The organism is Streptomyces sp. NPDC002403 (genome assembly GCF_053593015.1).
In genome coordinates, this window is the sequence record NZ_JBSFBQ010000018.1 from 72,630 (window position 1) to 90,692 (window position 18,063).

Genomic DNA, 18,063 nt, shown 5'->3' on the forward strand with positions numbered 1-18,063 from the left:
CAGTCGAAACGGGAGGAACGACGGATGAACACGCAAGGAATGGCGGCGCCGACGCCGCATCACATGGCGCCGTCCGGAAAACCCGGCCACGGCACGCGGCCCCCGGCCGGCGAGGCGGGCAGGGGCGGCACGGCCACGGCAGCCATGGTGCTGGGTGTCATCGGCCTGTTCACCTCGGTCTTCTTCGTGGGTGGACTGCTCGGCGTCATCGGCACGGTCCTGGGCATCGCCGGCCTGAGGACGGCCGGGCGGACCGGCGTCGGCCGGGGCCGGGCCATCACCGGAGTGGTGACGTCGGTCCTCGCGATCGCACTGTCCATTCTGTTCGCCCTCTTCATGGCCTGGTACGCGAACAAGACGCAGGAGTGCTACCGGCCCGACAGCTTCCAGGAATACACGCGGTGCGTCAGCCGGAACCTCACCGGAAACTGACCGGCGACTTGCTTCCCGGTCGGTACGGCGTACGACAAATGCTGTTCGGCAGCCGCGATTTCGCCCCCGACCGCTCTTCTCTCTTCACCCATCACCCGACAAGGACGAGCATCACGGTGCGAAAAACACGCATAGCCTCTCTTCTGGCCGTTGGCGCCGCGTCGACTCTGATGACGACGCTGACACCCGCCACGACCCTTGCCGCATCGCGGCCCCCCGCGGCCCAGGACCCCGTCCGGCAGTACACGCAGCAGATGCTCCACTGGCAGCGCTGCGACGCGAAGACGCCCGCCGCCTTTCAGTGCGCGACTCTCGAGGTGCCACTGGATTACGGCGATCCCGGTGGCAGAAGGCTCGACATCGCGGTGAACCGGCTGAAGGCAAGCAGTACGAAGGAACGCCGCGGCGTGCTGCTGTTCAACCCCGGCGGCCCCGGCGCGTCGGGCCTGAGCATGCCGGCCGACATGGAGGCGTACCTCCCCCAGGAGGTGAAGCGGCGGTACGACCTGATCGGGTTCGACCCGAGAGGCATCGGGCAGAGCTCCCCCCTCGGCTGCGGCCTGACCCCCGACGAGCTGAACCCCGACCGCCCCTACCACGCCGAGACCTTCGCGAAGGACGTGCGATGGGCCCGCACGGTGGCCGACAAGTGCCAGGCCAAGGAGGGTGACAAGCTGCGGCACATCACCACCCGCAACACCGCGCGCGACATGGACGTCATCCGTGCCGCCCTGGGGGAGAAGAAGATCTCCTACTTCGGGGGCTCGTACGGCACCTATCTCGGCGCCGTCTACATGCAGATGTTCCCCCGGCGATCCGACCGCTTCGTGCTGGACAGCGCGACCGACCCCGCGCGGTTCGGGCGGGGCACCTTCCAGCAGATGGCGGAGGGAACCGAGCCCGCTTTCGTGAGGTGGAGCCGGTGGACCGCCCGGCGGCACGCGCCGTACCGACTGGGCAGGACCCCGGCGGAGGTCCGCAAGACCTTCTGGGACATCGTCGCCCGGGCCGACCGCAAGCCCATCGACACCGACGAGGGGCCCCTCACCGGTGACGACATCCGCGCCATGCGCCACATGTTCTTCCGGGCGCAGAAGGCCGCCGACTGGATCACCGGCCTGAAGAAGGCCGCCGAGGAGGCCGGTCCCGCCACGCCGGCGCCCGACCCCGAGCTCCCGCCGGAGAACCAGATCGCGAGCCTCTGGGCGGTCATGTGCGGCGACACCGCCCGCTCGTGGCCGCGCGACCCCGAGCAGTACCGGCGCGACGCCGTCCGCGACAAGGCCCGGTATCCGCTGTACGGCGATTTCGCGTCCACCATCAAGCCGTGCGCCTTCTGGAAGCCGGGCACCGAGGCCCCGACCGAGGTGGACAACGAGGTCGAGGCACTGATCCTGCAGAACGAGTGGGACTCCCAGACCCCCCTGGCGGCCGCCGAGGGCATGCACCGGGCCCTGCACGGCTCCCGGATGATCACGGTCGCGGGAGGAGAGGGGCACGGCGTCTACGGCAACGAGTCCTGCGCGGACGGGCCCGCCACGGTCTACCTGACCACGGGCAGGCTCCCGTCCGAGGACCTGACCTGCCATGCGCCGGCCGGGTGATGAACAGCCGCCTCCCCGGATGCCGCAGGGCATCTCTTACGATCCCCTGACGCGCCGCACCGGAACCGGCCGTGCGATGCGCCCGCGGCCTAGCGTGGGAGCCATGCGCGTACTGGTTACCGGTGGAGCCGGATTCATCGGGTCGGAGATCGTCCGTACCCTCACGTCGGCGGGGCATCAGGCAGTCGTGTTCGACGCACTGCTGCCTTCGGTGCACGGTGCGGCAGCGGACCCCGCGGACGGTGATGCCGAGCGGATCGTCGCGGACGTCCGCGATCGGGAGGCGGTGGACAGGGCGCTACGGGGCATCGACGCGGTGTGCCATCAGGCAGCGATGGTCGGCCTGGGAAACGACTTCGCGGACGCGCCCGAGTACGTCGGGTGCAACGATCTCGGGACGGCGGTGCTGCTGGCGGCGATGGCCGGGGCGGGCGTGCGAAGCCTGGTCCTGGCCGGTTCGATGGTGGTCTACGGCGAGGGGCGTTACGACTGTCCCCGCCACGGCACGGTCCGGCCGGGACCGAGGGCGGTGGCCGACCTGGACGCGGGCCGGTTCGAGCCGCACTGCCCGTCCTGTGGTGCGGAGTTGGCGCCCGGCCTGGTCACCGAGGAAGCGCCCACGGACCCGCGCAATGTGTACGCGGCCACCAAGCTCGCCCAGGAACATCTCACCGCGGCCTGGGCGCGCGCGACGGGCGGGTCCGCGGTGTCGCTGCGTTACCACAACGTGTACGGACCGGGGATGCCGCGCGACACACCGTACGCTGGTGTCGCCTCCTTCTTCCGGTCGGCCCTGGCCCGCGGGGAGGCCCCCCAGGTCTTCGAGGACGGCTGCCAGCGGAGGGATTTCGTCCATGTGCGGGATGTGGCCGCCGCGAACGCGTTGGCGCTGGAAGCCGTCGAAGGACACGGGCCGGGCGGTTTCGTCGTCTACAACACCGGGAGCGGTGATCCCCGCACCATCGGCGAGATGGCCTCGGCACTGGCCCAGGCCCATGGCGGGCCTGCTCCGGAGGTCACCGGCGCATACCGGCTCGGTGATGTACGCCATGTCACCGCGGACTCGCGGCGGCTGAGGGACGAGCTGGGCTGGAAACCGCGGGAAGGGTTCGCCAAGGGAATGGCGGAGTTCGCGACGGCCCCGTTGCGGGGCGGGGACCCGGACGCCGGACGGGCCTGAACGCTTCGCACCGATGGGGTCCCGCCCGGATGCCGAAGGGGACGGATCATGCGCATGGCAGGGGGAGCGTGATCTCGAAGCAGCAGCCGCCGGCCACGTTGCGAACGCCCGCGTGACCCCGGTGCGCCTCGACGATGCCGCGCACGATGGCGAGCCCGAGGCCCGCACCGGCCGGGGGTGTCCGGGCATGGCTGCCGCGCCAACCGGTGTCGAAGACCCTGGGCAGGTCCTCCTCGGGGATCCCGCCGCAGCCGTCGGTCACCGAGAGGACCACGGTGTCGTCACCGCGTCGCGCCGTCACCGCGACCGTCCCGTCGGCGGGGGTGCGGCGGATCGCGTTGATCAGGAGGTTGTCCAGGACCCGGCTCATCTCCTTGCTGTCGACCTCCACCGGAACGGCGTCGATGCGGTTCCCGACCAGCCGTACACCGTGCTCGACGGCCAGCGGATCAGCGCCCGCGAGGGCGTCACCGACCAGGTCGTGGACCGAGGTGCGGGTGGGCGACAGGGTGAGCGACCCGGCATGGATCCTGGAGAGCTCGAAGAGATCGCCGACCATGTCGTTCATGCGCTCCACCTCTGCGCGGATCTGCCGCAGGTACCGCCGGGAGTCGGTGGCCATGCCGTCCTCCAGCGCCTCGGACATGGCCCGCAACCCGGCGAGCGGCGTCCGCAGGTCGTGCGAGATCCAGGCAACGAGCTCACGCCGTGATGCCTCCAGTGCGCGCTCCCGGTCGCGGGAACTGTCGAGCTTGGCACTGGTGGCAGCCAACTCCCTGGCCAGGGAGGCGAGTTCGGCAGTCGCCTGCTCCGTGGGAGGGGCGAACGTCCCGCCGTCACCGAACGAGCGGGCCGCGAGCGTCAGGTCGCGGCTCCTGGCGGCGACCCAGCGGCCCAGCAGCACCGCGGTGGCGAGGGACACCGCGGCGGCCATGGCGACCACAGTGGTGACAACGGTCAGATCGTGCGGCGACAGGAACATCGCCCAGGCGACCGCGAGCGTCCCGGCGAGCATCGCGGTCACGGCGACAGCGGCGACGACGGAGACCGACACCACGAGCGAGCGATGCCGGAAGAACCGCAGGGCGAGCGCGCCGAGCAGTCCGGCCACCGCGGCACCCAGGAACGCGAAGAGCGCGATGAGGAGGATGTCGGTCATGACGGGCCCGCACCGGGATGTGGGTCCGGTGCCGGGTCCAGGCGGTAGCCCACACCCCACACCGTCTGGATCAGCCGTGGACGGGCCGGGTCCGTCTCGACCTTCCCGCGCAGCCGCCGCACGTGGACCGTCACCGTCGACAGGTCGCCGAAGTCCCAGCCCCAGACCTCCCGCATCAGTTCCTCCCGGGTGAAGACCTGGGAAGGGTGACGCAGAAAGAAGGAGAGCAGGTCGAACTCCCGCAGGGTGAGGGCCAGTTCGCGGCCCTCGCGGGTGGCGCGGCGGGCCACGGGGTCGAGGTGGAGTCCGGCACCCCGCAACGGGGCCGGGGGCGAGGCGGCGGTGGGCGCCGCGGCGCGGGCCCGGCGCAGCACCGAGTCGACGCGCAGCACCAGTTCGCGCGGGCTGAACGGCTTGGTGACGTAGTCGTCCGCGCCCGTCTCCAGGCCGAGGACGCGGTCGTCCTCGTCCCCGCGCGCCGTGAGCATGATGACCGGCACGTAACCGTGGGCCCGCATCCGGCGGCAGACCTCGAATCCGTCCATGCCGGGCAGCATCAGATCGAGGACGACCAGGTCCGGCCTGCGGCCGGTGAAGCACCCCAGGGCCGTCGGGCCGTCGTCCGCCCGCTCGACGTCGTACCCCGCCCGGACCAGGTAGCTGACGACGACCTCGGCGACCGTCGGATCGTCGTCGACGACCAGGACGTGACCGCGCCCGGTTCCGGGGCAGGGGCGATCGCCTGGGCCTGAACCGGCCGGGATGTTCTCCATCCCGCCACCCTGGCACGCAGGTGCGGCACGCACGGGCCCGGTCCGCTGCCATCGGGCCGACGTCCATTTTTCGTAAGAAAATGGAGCCCGGAATGTCGGATTCTGCTCCGTAGGGTGAGCGGCGTGACCGATTCCCCCCTGGCGGGCCCGCCGTCCGCCCAAGTCCCTGCCCCGCATGCCGATGTCGTCCTGCCCTGCCTGGACGAGGCCGCGGCGCTGCCCCGGGTGCTGGACGCCGTCCCGGACGGCTGGCGCGCGATCGTCGTCGACAACGGCTCCACCGACGGGTCGGCCGAACTGGCCCGCTCGCTCGGTGCCACGGTCGTGCACGAGCCGCGACGCGGCTTCGGCGCCGCCTGCCATGCCGGACTGCTCGCCGCCGAGGCGGAGTTCGTCTGCTTCTGCGACTGCGACGGCTCCCTCGACCCCGGCCTGCTCCCCGCCTTCGTACGCCGGATCGCCGACGGCGAGACCGACCTGCTCCTCGGCCGCCGCTGCCCCGAGGGCCGCGGTGCCTGGCCGCTGCACGCCCGCGTCGGCAATGTCGCGCTGGCCCGGATGCTGCGCCGCCGCACCGGTCTGCGGCTGCACGACCTCGGCCCGATGCGGGCCGGGCGCCGGGCGGATCTGCTGGCGCTCGGTCTCACCGACCGGCGCAGCGGCTACCCGCTGCAGATGGTGGTCCGCGCGGCGGACGCCGGGCTGCGGGTCGCGGAGACCGACGTCCCGTATCTCCCCCGCAGCGGGAAGTCGAAGGTCACCGGCACCTGGCGGGGCACCTGGCAGGCGGTGCGCGACATGCGCGCGGTGCTGCTTCAGCCACCGGCCGGGACGGCTGCGGGGACCGTGCGTCCGGGGGTGCCCCGGTGAGCGCCCCGGCCGGGCCCGGTGCGGCCGAGGACCTGTCGGGCCCCACGACCGTGCTGGTCATCGCCAAGGAACCGCTGCAGGGCCGGGTCAAGACCCGGCTCACCCCGCCGTTCACGCCCGCCCAGGCCGCCCGGCTCGCCGAGGCGGCGCTCGGTGACACCTTGCGGACCGTGTGCACCCTGCCCGCCCGGCGCCGTGCCGTCGTCCTCGAAGGACAGCCCGGACCGTGGCTGCCGCCCGGCATCGAGGTGCTGCCGCAAGGCACCGGCAGCCTCGACGAACGGCTTGCCGACGCCTTCGCCCGCTGTACCGGCCCGACTCTCCTCATCGGCATGGACACCCCCCAGATCACCGCCGCCCATCTGGCCGCCGCCCTCGGCCCCGCCGCCTGGGACGGCTGCGACGCCTGGTTCGGACCGGCCGACGACGGCGGCTTCTGGGCGCTCGGACTGGCGGTCCCCGCACCGGAACTCCTGCTCGGCGTTCCCATGTCCGTACCCGAGACCGGAGCGGTCCAGCGACGACGCCTGGTCGACGCCGGGCTGACCGTGCGCGACCTGCCGCGGTTGCGTGATGTGGACACCGCACAGGACGCCGTAGCTGTCGCCGCCGCGGCGCCGCACGGCCGGTTCGCCGCGACGCTCGCCCTGCTGACCCCGGCGCAGACCCGGTGAACCCGGCCCCTCACCGCAGCGGGCCGGGCACGGCACCCCCGCCCGCCGACCGAGGCCCCACGCCCTGGGGCACCGATCCGTACGCCCATGCGCTGCGCAACGGTCATGGACCGCTCTTCCTCCGCCGTACCGACGGCTGGCTGCTGCCGCTGGACGTCGAACGCTGGTGCGCGAACGCCGACGCCGCCGACCTGTCGGCACTGGGCCGCTGCGAAGGCCCCGTTCTGGACATCGGCTGCGGGCCCGGCCGGCTGGTCGCCGAACTCGCCGTCCGCGGCCATCGCGCGCTCGGCATCGACATCAGCGAGACCGCCGTCGCCCACGCCCTCCGGCTCGGGGGAGCGGCGCTGCACCGCTCCGTCTTCGACCCGCTGCCGGGCGAGGGCCGCTGGGGCACCGTCCTGCTCCTCGACGGCAACATCGGCATCGGCGGGAACCCCCCTCGCCTCCTGCGCCGCACGGCCGACCTGCTCGCCCCGGGCGGTCTGCTCATCGCCGAGACGACACCGCAGGACATCGACGAGAGGGTCCGGGTCCGGCTGGACGACGGACGCGGCACGGCGGCCACCGGGACCGGTGCCGACGGCCCCTTTCCCTGGGCCCGGCTCGGCACACCGGCCCTGCTGCGATACGCGCGGGCGTACAGCTGGCAGCCCGTCGATCAGTGGGAGGCGGGCGGCCGCCCCTTCGTTTCCCTGCGCCGCAGCCGGGCGGTACGGACGACGAGCAGCAGCGCCGAGCCCGCGAACAGCAACCCCGTGATCAGCAGCCAGTTCCCCAGGAACACATCGAGGGACAGCCCGCTGTAGGGCTCGTACCGCACCGCGCGCCGGGTGATCAGCGGCCACCACATCAGCAGCAGCAGACCGGAGAGGAAGGCCGGTACGCGGAGGTGATTGACCAGCCGGGTACGGGGTCCGAGCGCCCGGCGCAGGGCCAGGTCCGCCGACGCGTACAGCGGCAGCAGCACGAGATCGTGCAGGAGCGCGGAGCCGACGAACCACACCACGATCGCGAACGTGTCGCCCGCCAGCAGCCGTACGCCCGCATAGCCCGCGAGGGCGAAGGTCGCGGCCAGCAGGAGGAGATGCAGCGGCCCCTCCCCGTACCAGCGCCTGAGAACCACTCGCGGATCCACCCGTTTCCCCGCCTTCCCGTTCACAGTGCCCCGAACGTCAGCCGGGCCACCCATTTGGTGTTGAGCACACCGGGGGCCGCCGGGACGATGATCCGTGCCGGATAGCCGTGATCGAGCGAGAGGGTCTCGCCGTTGACCTGCAGGGCCAGCAGCGCGCGCGGGTCGCGTACCTGGTTGTCGCGGAGCGCTGCCTCCCGGAACGCCCCGCTGTGCTGGACGGACTCCACCAGCACCCCCGGCGGCCGGTCCGGATACCCCACGAGGGCCGCGAGATCCCTCAGACGCACTCCGCGCCACCACTGGTCCGACGTCGACCAGCCCTCCACGCACGCGATCGGCAGCGCCGCACTGTACTGGTCCATGGCCAGCAGCTGTTTCCTGCTGAGCCGGATCCTCCCGGCGGGTCCGCTGACGGTCAGCCGCCAGTCCCGCCCCGTATCGGCCGCCGTCACTCCGGCGACCGCGGCCGTCTTGTTGATCTGGAAGCCGTTCGGACCCTGGCCCGGTTCGGCGGCGCCGCGCGGGGTGAGGAGGGAGATCTGCCGCAGCGGCCCGTCGAAACTCCGGCCCGCCGACGTGATCAGCAGCAGCAGCGACCCACCACCCGTCATGGCGAGTGCTCCGCGCCGGGAGATGGTCGGCACAGCGGGGTCGGGTGCGGCCAGTTCATCCGCCTCGCCCGGCGCGGAGCCCTCCAGCCGGCCGCCCCGCAGCACCCGGACGGCCCGCGGCAGCTTCAGCCCGGTATGGGCGAGGAACGCGGCGAAGAACACCCACGCCCCGTAGAAGTGCAGCGGGTAGAACGACCCCGGGAACACGTACTCCAGCTGGATGTTGAGCAGTCCGGTGATGAACTCGAACAGCGCCCCGCCGACGAGCAGCAGCAGCGACACCCGCTCCAGCGCATGCCCCACCGACCGGACCGGCGGCAGCACGAAGAGCTTCGGGATCACCGACCAGAGCTTCGCCAGCAGTACGGGGACGAGGACGATGCCCACCGTGACGTGCAGCCCCTGCGTCAGCCGGTACAGCCAGTGCGGGCCGGTCGGCCAGGCGAAGAGATAGAACCCCAGCAGACCCTTGTCCGGCGTCTTGTCGTTGACCGGGGCGAGGTCCGGGTTGTACGCGGCGTACGACAGCAGACCGGTCACGAACAGCAGGGTGAGCCCGGCGAGCAGGACCAGCCCGAGCACCGCCGTGAACCGGACGCCGCGCACCGGGCTGCGCCAGAACCCGGGCGCGGAGGGAAGCCGCCCGGCGAAGGCCGGGACACGACCCGATGCCGATCCCGGAGGCGCGGAGGGGGAGCCTTTTCCGAAACGTCTGTCACCCATGTCCCGAAGCTATGTCCGGGACGCCCGGCCACAGGGTGTACGACTCCTGACGAAACTCTGACGTCACACCCCGGAGCAGGCAGCCGGAGCAAGATCTGACGGTTCGGTGACACGATCCCGTGGCATCACGCACAACCGCCCCGCTGTGCATAGCGTGCCTTCGTGAAGACCGAGGACCGCACGGAACACCCCACCATGGACGAAACAGGTCACCGAACCGGCCGCCGCGCCGACTTGATCGCCGCGGCGGCGGGCGTTCTCCTCGTCACCGCCGCCGTGCTCGTCGGCCGGTCGATCCAGGACGCCGACGGAAGCCTCCAGGTCCACTGGCCTCCCCTGCTGGCGTCCTGGTACCCGCACGCCGGCCCCGGCACCCCGGCGGCCGTCGCCGTGGCTGTGGCCGTCGTCGCGTACGGCCCGCCGCTGGCCGACCGTATCCGCTGGCGGGTGCTGCTCCCGGCCGCCTGGGCGGCGTCGCTCGCCTGGGTCTTCTCGCTGGCGCTGATCGACGGCTGGGGCCGGGGCATCGCCGGACGTCTCACCACCAGGCACGAATATCTCCATGCCATCGACCGCTTCAAGGACATCGGTGCGGCCCTGCGCGGCTTCGACGACCACATCCTGCTCGGCTCCCCGGACAACTGGCCCACCCATGTCGCCGGTCATCCGCCGGGCGCCACGCTCATCTTCGTCCTGCTCGACCGCATCGGGCTGGGCGGCGGATCCTGGGCCGGGAGCTGGTGCATCGTCGCCGGCGCCTCCGCCGTCCCGGCCGTCCTGATCGCACTCCGGGTCCTGACCGACGAACGCCTCGCCCGCCGCGCAGCCCCGTTCCTGGTCCTCGCACCGGTCGCGGTGTGGATCGGCGCCTCGGCGGATGCCTGCTTCGCCGCCGTCGCCGCCTGGTCCGTGGCACTCCTCGCCCTGGCCGCGACCCGTCGGGTCCGCCTGCCCATGGCCGCCGCATTCGCCTCGGGCCTGCTGTTCGGGCTGACCTGCTACCTCAGTTACGGTCTGACGCTGATGGCGATCCCGCTCCTGGCCGTCCTCGCCCTCACCCGTACCGCCCGCCCCGTCCCCCTCCTCCTCGCCGGAGCGCTGGTCGTCCCGGTCCTCTTCACCCTGGCGGGCTACGACTGGTGGGAGGGCTACCGGCTGCTGGTCGAGCGCTACTACCAAGGGGCCGGCGGAATCCGCCCGTACTCCTACTGGGTCTGGGCGAATCTCGCCTGCACCACGATCGCCGCGGGTCTCGCCACGGTCGCCGGACTCCGCCGAGCCGCGGTCGGCACCCCCGGAGCCGTAAGAGCCCTGCGCACCGGCACCACCCATGCGTCCCAGCGGCTGATCCTGCTCACTCTGATGACACTCCTGGCGCTCCTGGCCGCCGACCTGTCCGGGATGAGCAAGGCGGAGACGGAACGCATCTGGCAGCCCTTCATCCTCTGGCTGCTGCCCACCGCCGCCCTTCTGCCCACCGGCACCCGGCGCGGCTGGCTGACCGCACAGGCTGTCGTCGCCCTGCTCGTCAACCACCTGCTGCTGACCGGGTGGTGACGAGCGGGACCGCTGCGGGGCAGGACGGATCCATATCGACGTCCCGGATCGCCGACAAGCACCGACGGGTGCGGGTGGGTGAGGCGGATGGCGTCGCCGCCGATGCGCGACGGTCACCATGTCCCTGTGCGGTGATCACGTGATGGAGCAGCCGACCGGGACCTTCTCCCGGATTCTCCCGCACGATCTCCGGAGTTTGATCCTCCATCCGTGCGACTGACTCGCGGTCGCCGGGTGGTCCGTAGTCCAGCTCCAGCCGCCGGGGACCTTTCTCGCAGCCGGTCTGACGGTCAGTCGATCGGATCATATGCGGTATGCGTCCAACGGCTCGTCATCGCAGTTTGGTTGCGGAGTGCCGCCCACCCTCTCCACAATGAGCTACATAGAGTGACGGGTAGTCACATAGCGTGTGTGGCTGCGGTGCGCTGTCGGCTCCCACGGTATGTCCGCTCGCGGCCGCCCTTCCTGACGAAGCGAGGCATTCGTGATCCCATATGCGGGCAAGGAACGCGGGCCGCAGGGCGGCCCGGTACCGGACCGGGGCAGGCTTGGGCCACGCCTGGGCATCTTGCGGCTGGTCATCGGGGCCCTGACCATGCTGGCCATGCTGGCGGGACTGTCCCTGCCGGTCCTGGCTGCGGCCCCGGCGCAGGCGGCCGCCCCCACGCCGAACGCCTACGTCACCAATTTCAATTCGGACACGGTGTCGGTGATCGACACGGCCACGAATACGGTCACCGGCACCATCACCGTCGGCGCTGCCCCGTTCACTGTGGCCATCACCCCCGACGGCGCCCACGCCTACGTCACCAATTTCGGTTCGACGACGGTGTCGGTGATCGACACGGCCACGAACACGGTCACCGCCACCATCACCGTCGGCACCAGCCCGGTCGGTGTGGCCATCACCCCCGACGGCAACCATGCCTACGTCGCCAATTTCGGGTCCAACACGGTGTCGGTGATCGACACCGCGACGAACACGGTCACCGACACCATTGCCGTCGGCGCCGGCCCGGTCGGTGTGGCCTTCACTCCCGACGGCAACCACGCCTACGTCACCAATGAGAACGCGAACACGGTGTCGGTGATCGACACGGCCACGAACACGGTCACCGCCACCATTCCCGTCGGCACCACCCCGGCCTTTGTGGCCATCACCCCCGACGGCACCCACGCCTACGTCGCCAATGAGAACTCCAACGACGTGTCGGTGATCGACATCGCGACGAACACGGTCACCGCCACCATTCCCGTCGGCAACAACGCGGTCGGTGTGGCCATCACTCCCGACGGCAACCACGCCTACGTCACGAATCAGAACTCGGACACGGTGTCGGTGATCGACACGGCCACGAACACGGTGACCGCCACCATCCCCGTCGGCACCACCCCGGTCGGTGTGGCCTTCACCCCGGATGGCGCCCACGCCTACGTCGCCAATCGGAACTCGGACACGGTGTCGGTGATCGACACGGCCACGAACACGGTCACCACCACCATCCCCGTCAGCAATGGCCCCATCGGTGTGGCCATCGGCACGCCGCCGTTCCCCTCCCTGACCGTCACCAAGACGCACCACGGCGCGTTCGTTCGGGGCAAGAGGAACACTTACGGGATCACGGTCACCAACCACGGCACCGGCCCGACCGACGGCACCGCCGTCACCGTGACCGACACCCTGCCGGCGGGGCTGACCCCCGTTTCGCTCCGCGGTACCGGATGGGCCTGCACCCGCGCCACACTGACCTGCACCCGCAGCGACACCCTTGCCCCCGGCGGCAGCTACCCGACGATCACGCTCACGGTCGAGGTGTCCTGCAGGGCGCCGAAGCAGGTCACCAACACCGCCACGGTCGGCGGAGGCGGCAGCACCCCCGCCACCGCCACCGACCCCACCGTCATCAAGCGCGGCGGACACTGCGAAAAGCACCACTACGGCAAGCACCACCACGGCAAGCACCACAAGAAGCACAGGCCCGGCAAGCACGACGCCAGACACGGCGCCCCCAGCAAGCAGTAGCCACACCACGGCTGACGACCCGCCACGGACAGCACGCACGACAGGAACACCAGGCGGAAGAAAGGGGGCCGCGCCATCTCCGCATGGCGCGGCCCCCAGCCACGTACAAGTCCTCACAGCCGTACGCCCCAGGCCCCTGGCTCCGGGTTGTTCGGCCATAGCCCAGTGACCCCAGGGCCCAAGGCTGCTCGGCTCTGCCTGGGGCGACGGCGGACGGGATGGCAGCCACCCACCCCAATCCCACTCGACCGGCACCCGCGCGCCGACCTCGCGGATCCCCTCAGCGCACTGGACTACGCGCCGGACGGGCGGCGCCTGCGGCCCGAGGCGCAGGGCAAGACCAGGACCGAGGTGCGCGGCAGGATCCGAGAGTTGAAGAAGGAGGTCGAAGCCGGGGTACGGACGCCCGCGAACTGCACGGTCGCCAACGCGGCCGGCGACTGGCTTGAGCGGGGTCCGAAAGGGCGAGACGAACAGACCGTGGGCAAGAACCGCACGCTCGCGACCAAGCACCTGATCCCGTACATCGGTCGGGCAAAGCTGAAGGACCTCAGCGCCGACGACGTGGACGACCGGCTGACGGCCCGGTCCGAGGCGCTGGCCACCAGGACTCTCCGGTACGTCCTTGCCGTCTTGCGCCGGTCGATCGAGCACGCGCAGCGACGGGTCAAGGCTGTGCGTAACGTTGCCGCCCTCGGCGCCGTGCCGGAAGGCCGGCCTTGAGCCGGAGTGGACGCCCCGGGAGCTCCGGCACCGCTTCGTATCACTGCTCTCGGATCACGGCATCCCACTGGAACGCATCGCCATGCTGGTGGGGCATAGCAGCCAGGCAACGCCGGAGGCGGTTTATCGCAAGCAGCTCCGCCCCGTGATCACGCAGGGAGCGGAGGCAATGGATGAGATCTTCGAGTACGAGCCCGCCCGTACCGCCGGCGAGGCTTGACCAAAAGCCTTTGGCCCCCGTTTGGCCTCCTGGGCATGACAGAGGCCCATTCGCAATCAAGCGAATGGGCCTCTGACCAGCGTCGGGGTGGCGGGATTTGAACCCACGACCTCTTCGTCCCGAACGAAGCGCGCTGCCAAGCTGCGCTACACCCCGATCGCCGCCGATGTCCTGGCGACATCGATTACTTTAGCCCACCCGCGCCCGCAGACGAAATCCGGTTTCTGTTCCGCCGGCCGGGGAAGGGGCCGGGCGCTCAGTCCCGGGCCGTCAGGGTCAGCAGGGTCGCCTCCGGGGGGCAGGCGAAGCGGACCGGGGTGTAGCGGTTGGTGCCGCAGCCGGCCGAGACGTGGAGGTAGGCGCGGCGGTCGTCGACGGAGTGGGTGGAGAGGCCCTTGACCCGGTCCGTGTCCAGGTCGCAGTTGGTGACCAGGGCTCCGTAGAAGGGGATGCAGAGCTGGCCGCCGTGGGTGTGACCGGCCAGGATCAGGGGGTAGCCGTCCCTGGTGAAGGCGTCCAGGGAGCGCAGGTAGGGGGCGTGGACCACGCCGATGGAGAGGTCGGCACCCGTTTCGGGGCCGCCCGCCACCTCCGCGTAGCGGTCGCGCTTGATGTGCGGGTCGTCCAGGCCGGTGAAGGCGATCTCCAGGCCGTCCGTCTTGAGGCGGCCGCGGGTGTTGGACAGGCCCAGCCAGCCCGCCTCGTCGAAGGCGTCGCGCATCGGTTCCCACGGGTTGTGGACGACGCCGACCGCGGGCGCGTTCCCGTTGAGGCCGTGCTTGCCCCGGGCCTTCTCGAAGAGGTAGCGGGCGGGGTTGCGGAGCTTGGGGCCGTAGTAGTCGTTGGAGCCGAAGACGTACACCCCCGGGAACTCCATCAGCGGACCGAGCGCGTCGAGCAGCTCGGGCACGGCCTCGGGGTCGGAGAGGTTGTCGCCGGTGTTCACGACGAAGTCCGGGCGCAGACCGGCCAGCGACTGGAGCCAGGCGCGCTTCTTGCGCTGGCCGCTCACCATGTGGATGTCGGAGACCTGGAGCACGCGCAACGGGCGTGCCCCGTGCGGGAGTACGGGAATGGTGACCCGTCGCAGCCGGAACGAGCGGGCCTCGAATCCGGCGGCGTAGGCGAGACCGGCCGCGCCGATCGCCGCGCCGACTGCCGTGACTTTCAGGGGTACTCCGTAGCGTGCGCGCATGCGCCCATCGTCGCAGACACTGTGCGGCCGACAGAAAACCGGCGGGCGCCGGTCGCCCCGTACCTGCCACAATCAGCACATGACCACGCTCAAGTCCAAGCTCAAGGAAGACCTCACCACGGCCATGAAGGCGCGTGACGAGCTGATCTCGTCCACGCTGCGGCTGACTCTCACCGCCATCACGAAGGAGGAGGTCAGCGGCACGACGGCCCGCGAGCTCTCCGACGACGAGGTGCAGAAGGTGATCGCCAAGGAGGCGAAGAAGCGCCGCGAGGCGGCCGAAGCCTTCGCGCAGGGCGGCCGGACCGAGCAGGCCGAGCGTGAGAAGGCGGAGGGCGAGGTCCTCGACGCGTACCTGCCGAAGCAGCTGAGCGACGACGAGCTGGGCGTGATCGTGGCGTCCGCCGTCGAGGAGGCCAGGGCCGCCGGGGCCGAGGGGCCGCGCGCGATGGGCGCCGTCATGAAGATCGTGAACCCGAAGGTGGCGGGGCGCGCGGACGGCGGCCGGGTGGCCGCCTCGGTGAAGAAGCTCCTCGCGGGCTGAGCCCGCGCGACGTGCGCGGGGTGTCCGCGCAGGGACATGAAAAAGGTGGGGTGCCCGGATCGGGATCGATCCGGGCACCCCACCTTCGTGTCGGGGGACGAGCCGTGCGGCTCAGGGGCCCTGCGTGCCGCCGTTGGTCTGACCGCGGTGGCCGCCGCCGTTGTTCCCGCCGGTCAGGTTCGGCGGGATGGTGATGCCCGGGAACGGGTTCTTGTCGGTGGGCTTCTTGCCCCCGGCGCCGGGCCGTCCCTCGTCACGGCCCCGGCCCCTGTCGCGGCCCCGCTCGTCGTTCCTCGGCGGGTCCGGGATGTCGACCGTGTTGAAGGGGGGAGCGGCCACACCGTTGAGGGCGCCCGTCATCGCGTCACGCCAGATGGGTCCGGGGACCTGCCCGCCGTACACCTTGTCCTGGTACACGCCACCGATCGTGATGTGCTCCATCTCGACGCTCTGGGACGGGCTGCCGACCCAGACCGCGCCGGACATGTTCGGCGTGTACCCGACGAACCAGGCGTTCTTGCGGGCGTCGGTCGTACCGGTCTTGCCCGCGTTGTCGCGGCTCTGGAGACCTGCCTCCTGACCGGTACCGGAGTCGACCACGCCGCGCAGCAGCGTGTTGATGGTGTCGGCCGTCGTCGGCGACATCGCCTGCGAGCAGGAGGTCTTGGGCACCGGGAGCGAGCTGCCGTCGGCCTTGTTGACCGACTCTATGGCGATCGGCGTGCAGTACGTGCCGCGGTTGGCGAAGGCGGCGTACGCGCTGGCCATCGTCAGCGGCGACAGACCGTTGGAGCCGAGGGTCAGGGTCGACGGGTTCTGCGGGAGCTTGGTGCCGTCGCCCTGCACCACGCCGAGCTTGTCGGTCATCTGCGAGACCGGGCACATGCCGATGTCCTGGAGCATCTGGACGAAGTAGGTGTTGACCGACTTCTCCATCGCCTCCTTCAGCGCGTACGGGCCCTTCTCGGTCTCGCTCTCGTTCTCCAGGTGATACTTCGGCACCCCGTCGTTGACCCACGGCTTCCCGCAGGACCGCACCGTGTCCGGGTAGTCCATCTCGTACGGGGACGGATAGACCTGGGTGGCCGGCTTGCCGCCCTCTATGGCCGCGGCGGCGAGGAAGGGCTTGAACGTCGAACCGGTCGGGAAGCCGTAGTTGGAGCCGCCCATGGCCTTGTTGACCGAGTAGTTGTACTGGGTCTCGTTGTTCCCGAAGCCGTACGGCTTGGACTGGCCCATGCCCATGATCCTGCCGGTGCCCGGCTGGACCAGCGTCACGGCCGTCGCGACCTTGTCCGCCTTGTAGACGTGGCTCTTGATCGAGGCCTGCACCGACTGCTGGGACTGCGGGTCGAGCGTCGTCCTGATGGTCAGGCCGCCCCGGTTCCAGATCTTGGCCCGGTCCTCCTTGGTCTTACCGAAGACCGGGTCGGTGAGGAAGACATGGCGTACGTAGTCGCAGAAGAAGCCGGCGCCGCTGACGGCGGTGATGCAGCCGTTCTGCGGCTTCTTGACCTTCAGCTTGATCGGGTTCGCCTTCGCCTTGTCGGCCTCGGCCTGCGTGATGTCCCCGACGTCCGCCATGCGCTGGAGCACCATGTTGCGGCGCTTGGTGGCCTCGGCCGTGTCGTTGACCGGGTCGTAGCGGCTGGGCGACTGCACGACGCCGGCCAGCAGCGCGGACTCCTCCAGCGTCAGGTCCTTCGCCGACTTGGAGAAGTAGCGCTGGGAGGCGGCCTCGATGCCATAGGCCTGCTGTCCGAAGAAGGTGATGTTGAGGTAGTTCTCCAGGATCTTCTTCTTGCCGAGCTCTTCCTCGACCTGGATCGCGTACTTCAGCTCCTGGACCTTGCGGCCCATGGTCTGCTGGGTGGCCTGCGCGACCTTGTCCGGGTCGTCGCCCGCCTCCTCGACGAAGACGTTCTTCACGTACTGCTGGGTGAGGGTCGAGGCGCCCTCGGCGGTTCCGCCCGTCTGCACATTGCGGTTCAGCGCGCGCAGGATGCCCTTGAGGTCGACGGCCCCGTGCTCGTAGAAGCGGGCGTCCTCGATCGCGACGATCGCCTGCTGCATGTACGGCGAGATGTTCTTCAGCGGGACCACCGTGCGGTCGCGCGAGTACACCGAGGCGATCATTCCGCCCTTGCTGTCCAGGATCGTGGTGCGCTGGCTCAGCGGCGGGGTCTTGAGGTTGGCGGGGATCTCGTCGAATCCCTCGACCGTTCCCTTGGTGGCGAGCCCCAGTGCTCCGGCGGCCGGCAGCGCGATGCCCGCGAGCACGACTCCGGAGAGTGCGGCGACACCGAGGAACTTGGCGGCCTGCTGGGTCGTCGAGAGACCCCCGCCCGAGCGCTTCTTTGGCATGGGGGCAGCCTACGTTCTCATTCGCCGGACACACGTATATGCCTTGGCCTAAGCTGCTCTCAACTGTCACAGCTGTCCGGTTCCGTATCAACCCCCGTGCACATCCCGGCCACGACCTCAGGCGCTCCCGAATTCGCCTCGTGTGTCATCGAACGTCCGTTGTGATCCAGGTGAACTGTCCCGATTCTGGCGGGATAGTCGCGTATGCCCTCGCCTCACTCCCCTGGGTGATCTGCCGCATACGCATAGTCCGTTCGGGCCATTCAAGATTGG

16 protein-coding genes and 1 tRNA gene are annotated in these 18,063 nt (G+C 70.5%); 11 read left to right on the forward strand and 6 right to left on the reverse strand.

Annotated features, from left to right (window positions below; genetic code table 11):
- The first annotated feature begins 24 nt into the window (after positions 1–24).
- The 3 genes from ACWCPY_RS21140 to ACWCPY_RS21150 all read left to right on the forward strand — a co-directional run bounded on the left by ACWCPY_RS21140 (position 25) and on the right by ACWCPY_RS21150 (position 3,216).
- Positions 25–432 (forward strand): DUF4190 domain-containing protein, encoded by a 408-nt coding sequence (locus tag ACWCPY_RS21140; protein ID WP_451267082.1) that lies wholly within the window; start codon positions 25–27, stop codon positions 430–432.
- Between the two features lie 170 nt (positions 433–602).
- A complete protein-coding gene (locus ACWCPY_RS21145) occupies positions 603–2,036 on the forward strand; it encodes an alpha/beta hydrolase (protein WP_451267084.1) in 1,434 nt (477 codons plus the stop codon).
- Positions 2,037–2,139: 103 nt separating this feature from the next.
- On the forward strand, positions 2,140–3,216 hold the full coding sequence (locus tag ACWCPY_RS21150) for an NAD-dependent epimerase/dehydratase family protein (RefSeq protein ID WP_451267086.1): 1,077 nt from the start codon (positions 2,140–2,142) through the stop codon (positions 3,214–3,216).
- 46 nt (positions 3,217–3,262) lie between these two features.
- Here the strand turns inward: ACWCPY_RS21150 and ACWCPY_RS21155 are convergent, their stop codons facing one another.
- Both ACWCPY_RS21155 and ACWCPY_RS21160 read right to left on the reverse strand, forming a co-directional pair.
- A complete protein-coding gene (locus tag ACWCPY_RS21155; protein WP_451267088.1) occupies positions 3,263–4,375 on the reverse strand; it encodes a sensor histidine kinase in 1,113 nt (370 codons plus the stop codon).
- On the reverse strand, positions 4,372–5,148 hold the full coding sequence (locus tag ACWCPY_RS21160; protein ID WP_451267090.1) for a response regulator transcription factor: 777 nt from the start codon (positions 5,146–5,148) through the stop codon (positions 4,372–4,374). Before ACWCPY_RS21160 ends, ACWCPY_RS21155 begins: the two co-directional genes overlap by 4 nt.
- A gap of 123 nt (positions 5,149–5,271) precedes the next feature.
- Between ACWCPY_RS21160 and ACWCPY_RS21165 the strand changes: the two genes are divergently transcribed.
- Genes ACWCPY_RS21165 through ACWCPY_RS21175 form a run of 3 tightly spaced genes read left to right on the forward strand, consistent with a single transcriptional unit; the run spans position 5,272 to position 7,501 of the window.
- A complete protein-coding gene (locus tag ACWCPY_RS21165; RefSeq protein WP_451267092.1) occupies positions 5,272–6,018 on the forward strand; it encodes a glycosyltransferase family 2 protein in 747 nt (248 codons plus the stop codon).
- Positions 6,015–6,692: a TIGR04282 family arsenosugar biosynthesis glycosyltransferase gene (locus tag ACWCPY_RS21170; RefSeq protein ID WP_451267094.1), complete on the forward strand. Its 678-nt coding sequence runs from the start codon at positions 6,015–6,017 to the stop codon at positions 6,690–6,692. The genes ACWCPY_RS21165 and ACWCPY_RS21170 overlap by 4 nt, the downstream gene beginning before the upstream one ends.
- Positions 6,689–7,501: a class I SAM-dependent methyltransferase gene (locus tag ACWCPY_RS21175; RefSeq protein WP_451267096.1), complete on the forward strand. Its 813-nt coding sequence runs from the start codon at positions 6,689–6,691 to the stop codon at positions 7,499–7,501. The genes ACWCPY_RS21170 and ACWCPY_RS21175 overlap by 4 nt, the downstream gene beginning before the upstream one ends.
- 349 nt (positions 7,502–7,850) lie before the next feature.
- Here the strand turns inward: ACWCPY_RS21175 and ACWCPY_RS21180 are convergent, their stop codons facing one another.
- Positions 7,851–9,164, reverse strand: coding sequence for a molybdopterin-dependent oxidoreductase (locus ACWCPY_RS21180; protein WP_451267098.1), 1,314 nt, complete (start codon positions 9,162–9,164; stop codon positions 7,851–7,853).
- A 162-nt stretch (positions 9,165–9,326) separates the two neighbouring features.
- On the opposite strand from ACWCPY_RS21180, the gene ACWCPY_RS21185 reads away from it, so the two are divergent.
- The 4 genes from ACWCPY_RS21185 to ACWCPY_RS21200 all read left to right on the forward strand — a co-directional run bounded on the left by ACWCPY_RS21185 (position 9,327) and on the right by ACWCPY_RS21200 (position 13,687).
- Complete coding sequence (locus ACWCPY_RS21185) at positions 9,327–10,721, forward strand: hypothetical protein (protein WP_451267100.1); 1,395 nt, start codon at positions 9,327–9,329, stop codon at positions 10,719–10,721.
- A 484-nt stretch (positions 10,722–11,205) separates the two neighbouring features.
- Positions 11,206–12,744: a YVTN family beta-propeller repeat protein gene (locus ACWCPY_RS21190; protein ID WP_451267102.1), complete on the forward strand. Its 1,539-nt coding sequence runs from the start codon at positions 11,206–11,208 to the stop codon at positions 12,742–12,744.
- 372 nt (positions 12,745–13,116) lie between these two features.
- Positions 13,117–13,467, forward strand: a complete 351-nt coding sequence (locus tag ACWCPY_RS21195; protein WP_451267104.1) for a hypothetical protein — start codon at positions 13,117–13,119, stop codon at positions 13,465–13,467.
- The gene (locus ACWCPY_RS21200; protein WP_451267106.1) at positions 13,430–13,687 is read left to right on the forward strand and encodes a tyrosine-type recombinase/integrase; all 258 of its coding nucleotides are present in this window, start codon (positions 13,430–13,432) and stop codon (positions 13,685–13,687) included. The genes ACWCPY_RS21195 and ACWCPY_RS21200 overlap by 38 nt, the downstream gene beginning before the upstream one ends.
- 82 nt (positions 13,688–13,769) lie before the next feature.
- Here the strand turns inward: ACWCPY_RS21200 and ACWCPY_RS21205 are convergent.
- A tRNA-Pro gene (locus ACWCPY_RS21205) sits at positions 13,770–13,843 on the reverse strand.
- Between the two features lie 100 nt (positions 13,844–13,943).
- On the reverse strand, positions 13,944–14,882 hold the full coding sequence (locus tag ACWCPY_RS21210) for a metallophosphoesterase (RefSeq protein WP_451267108.1): 939 nt from the start codon (positions 14,880–14,882) through the stop codon (positions 13,944–13,946).
- Positions 14,883–14,961: 79 nt separating this feature from the next.
- Here ACWCPY_RS21210 and ACWCPY_RS21215 point away from each other — a divergent pair, with 79 nt between their 5' ends.
- A complete protein-coding gene (locus tag ACWCPY_RS21215) occupies positions 14,962–15,426 on the forward strand; it encodes a GatB/YqeY domain-containing protein (RefSeq protein ID WP_362451232.1) in 465 nt (154 codons plus the stop codon).
- A gap of 111 nt (positions 15,427–15,537) precedes the next feature.
- Here ACWCPY_RS21215 and ACWCPY_RS21220 read toward each other — a convergent pair whose 3' ends face one another.
- Complete coding sequence (locus tag ACWCPY_RS21220) at positions 15,538–17,790, reverse strand: transglycosylase domain-containing protein (protein WP_451267110.1); 2,253 nt, start codon at positions 17,788–17,790, stop codon at positions 15,538–15,540.
- Positions 17,791–18,063 lie beyond the last annotated feature (273 nt).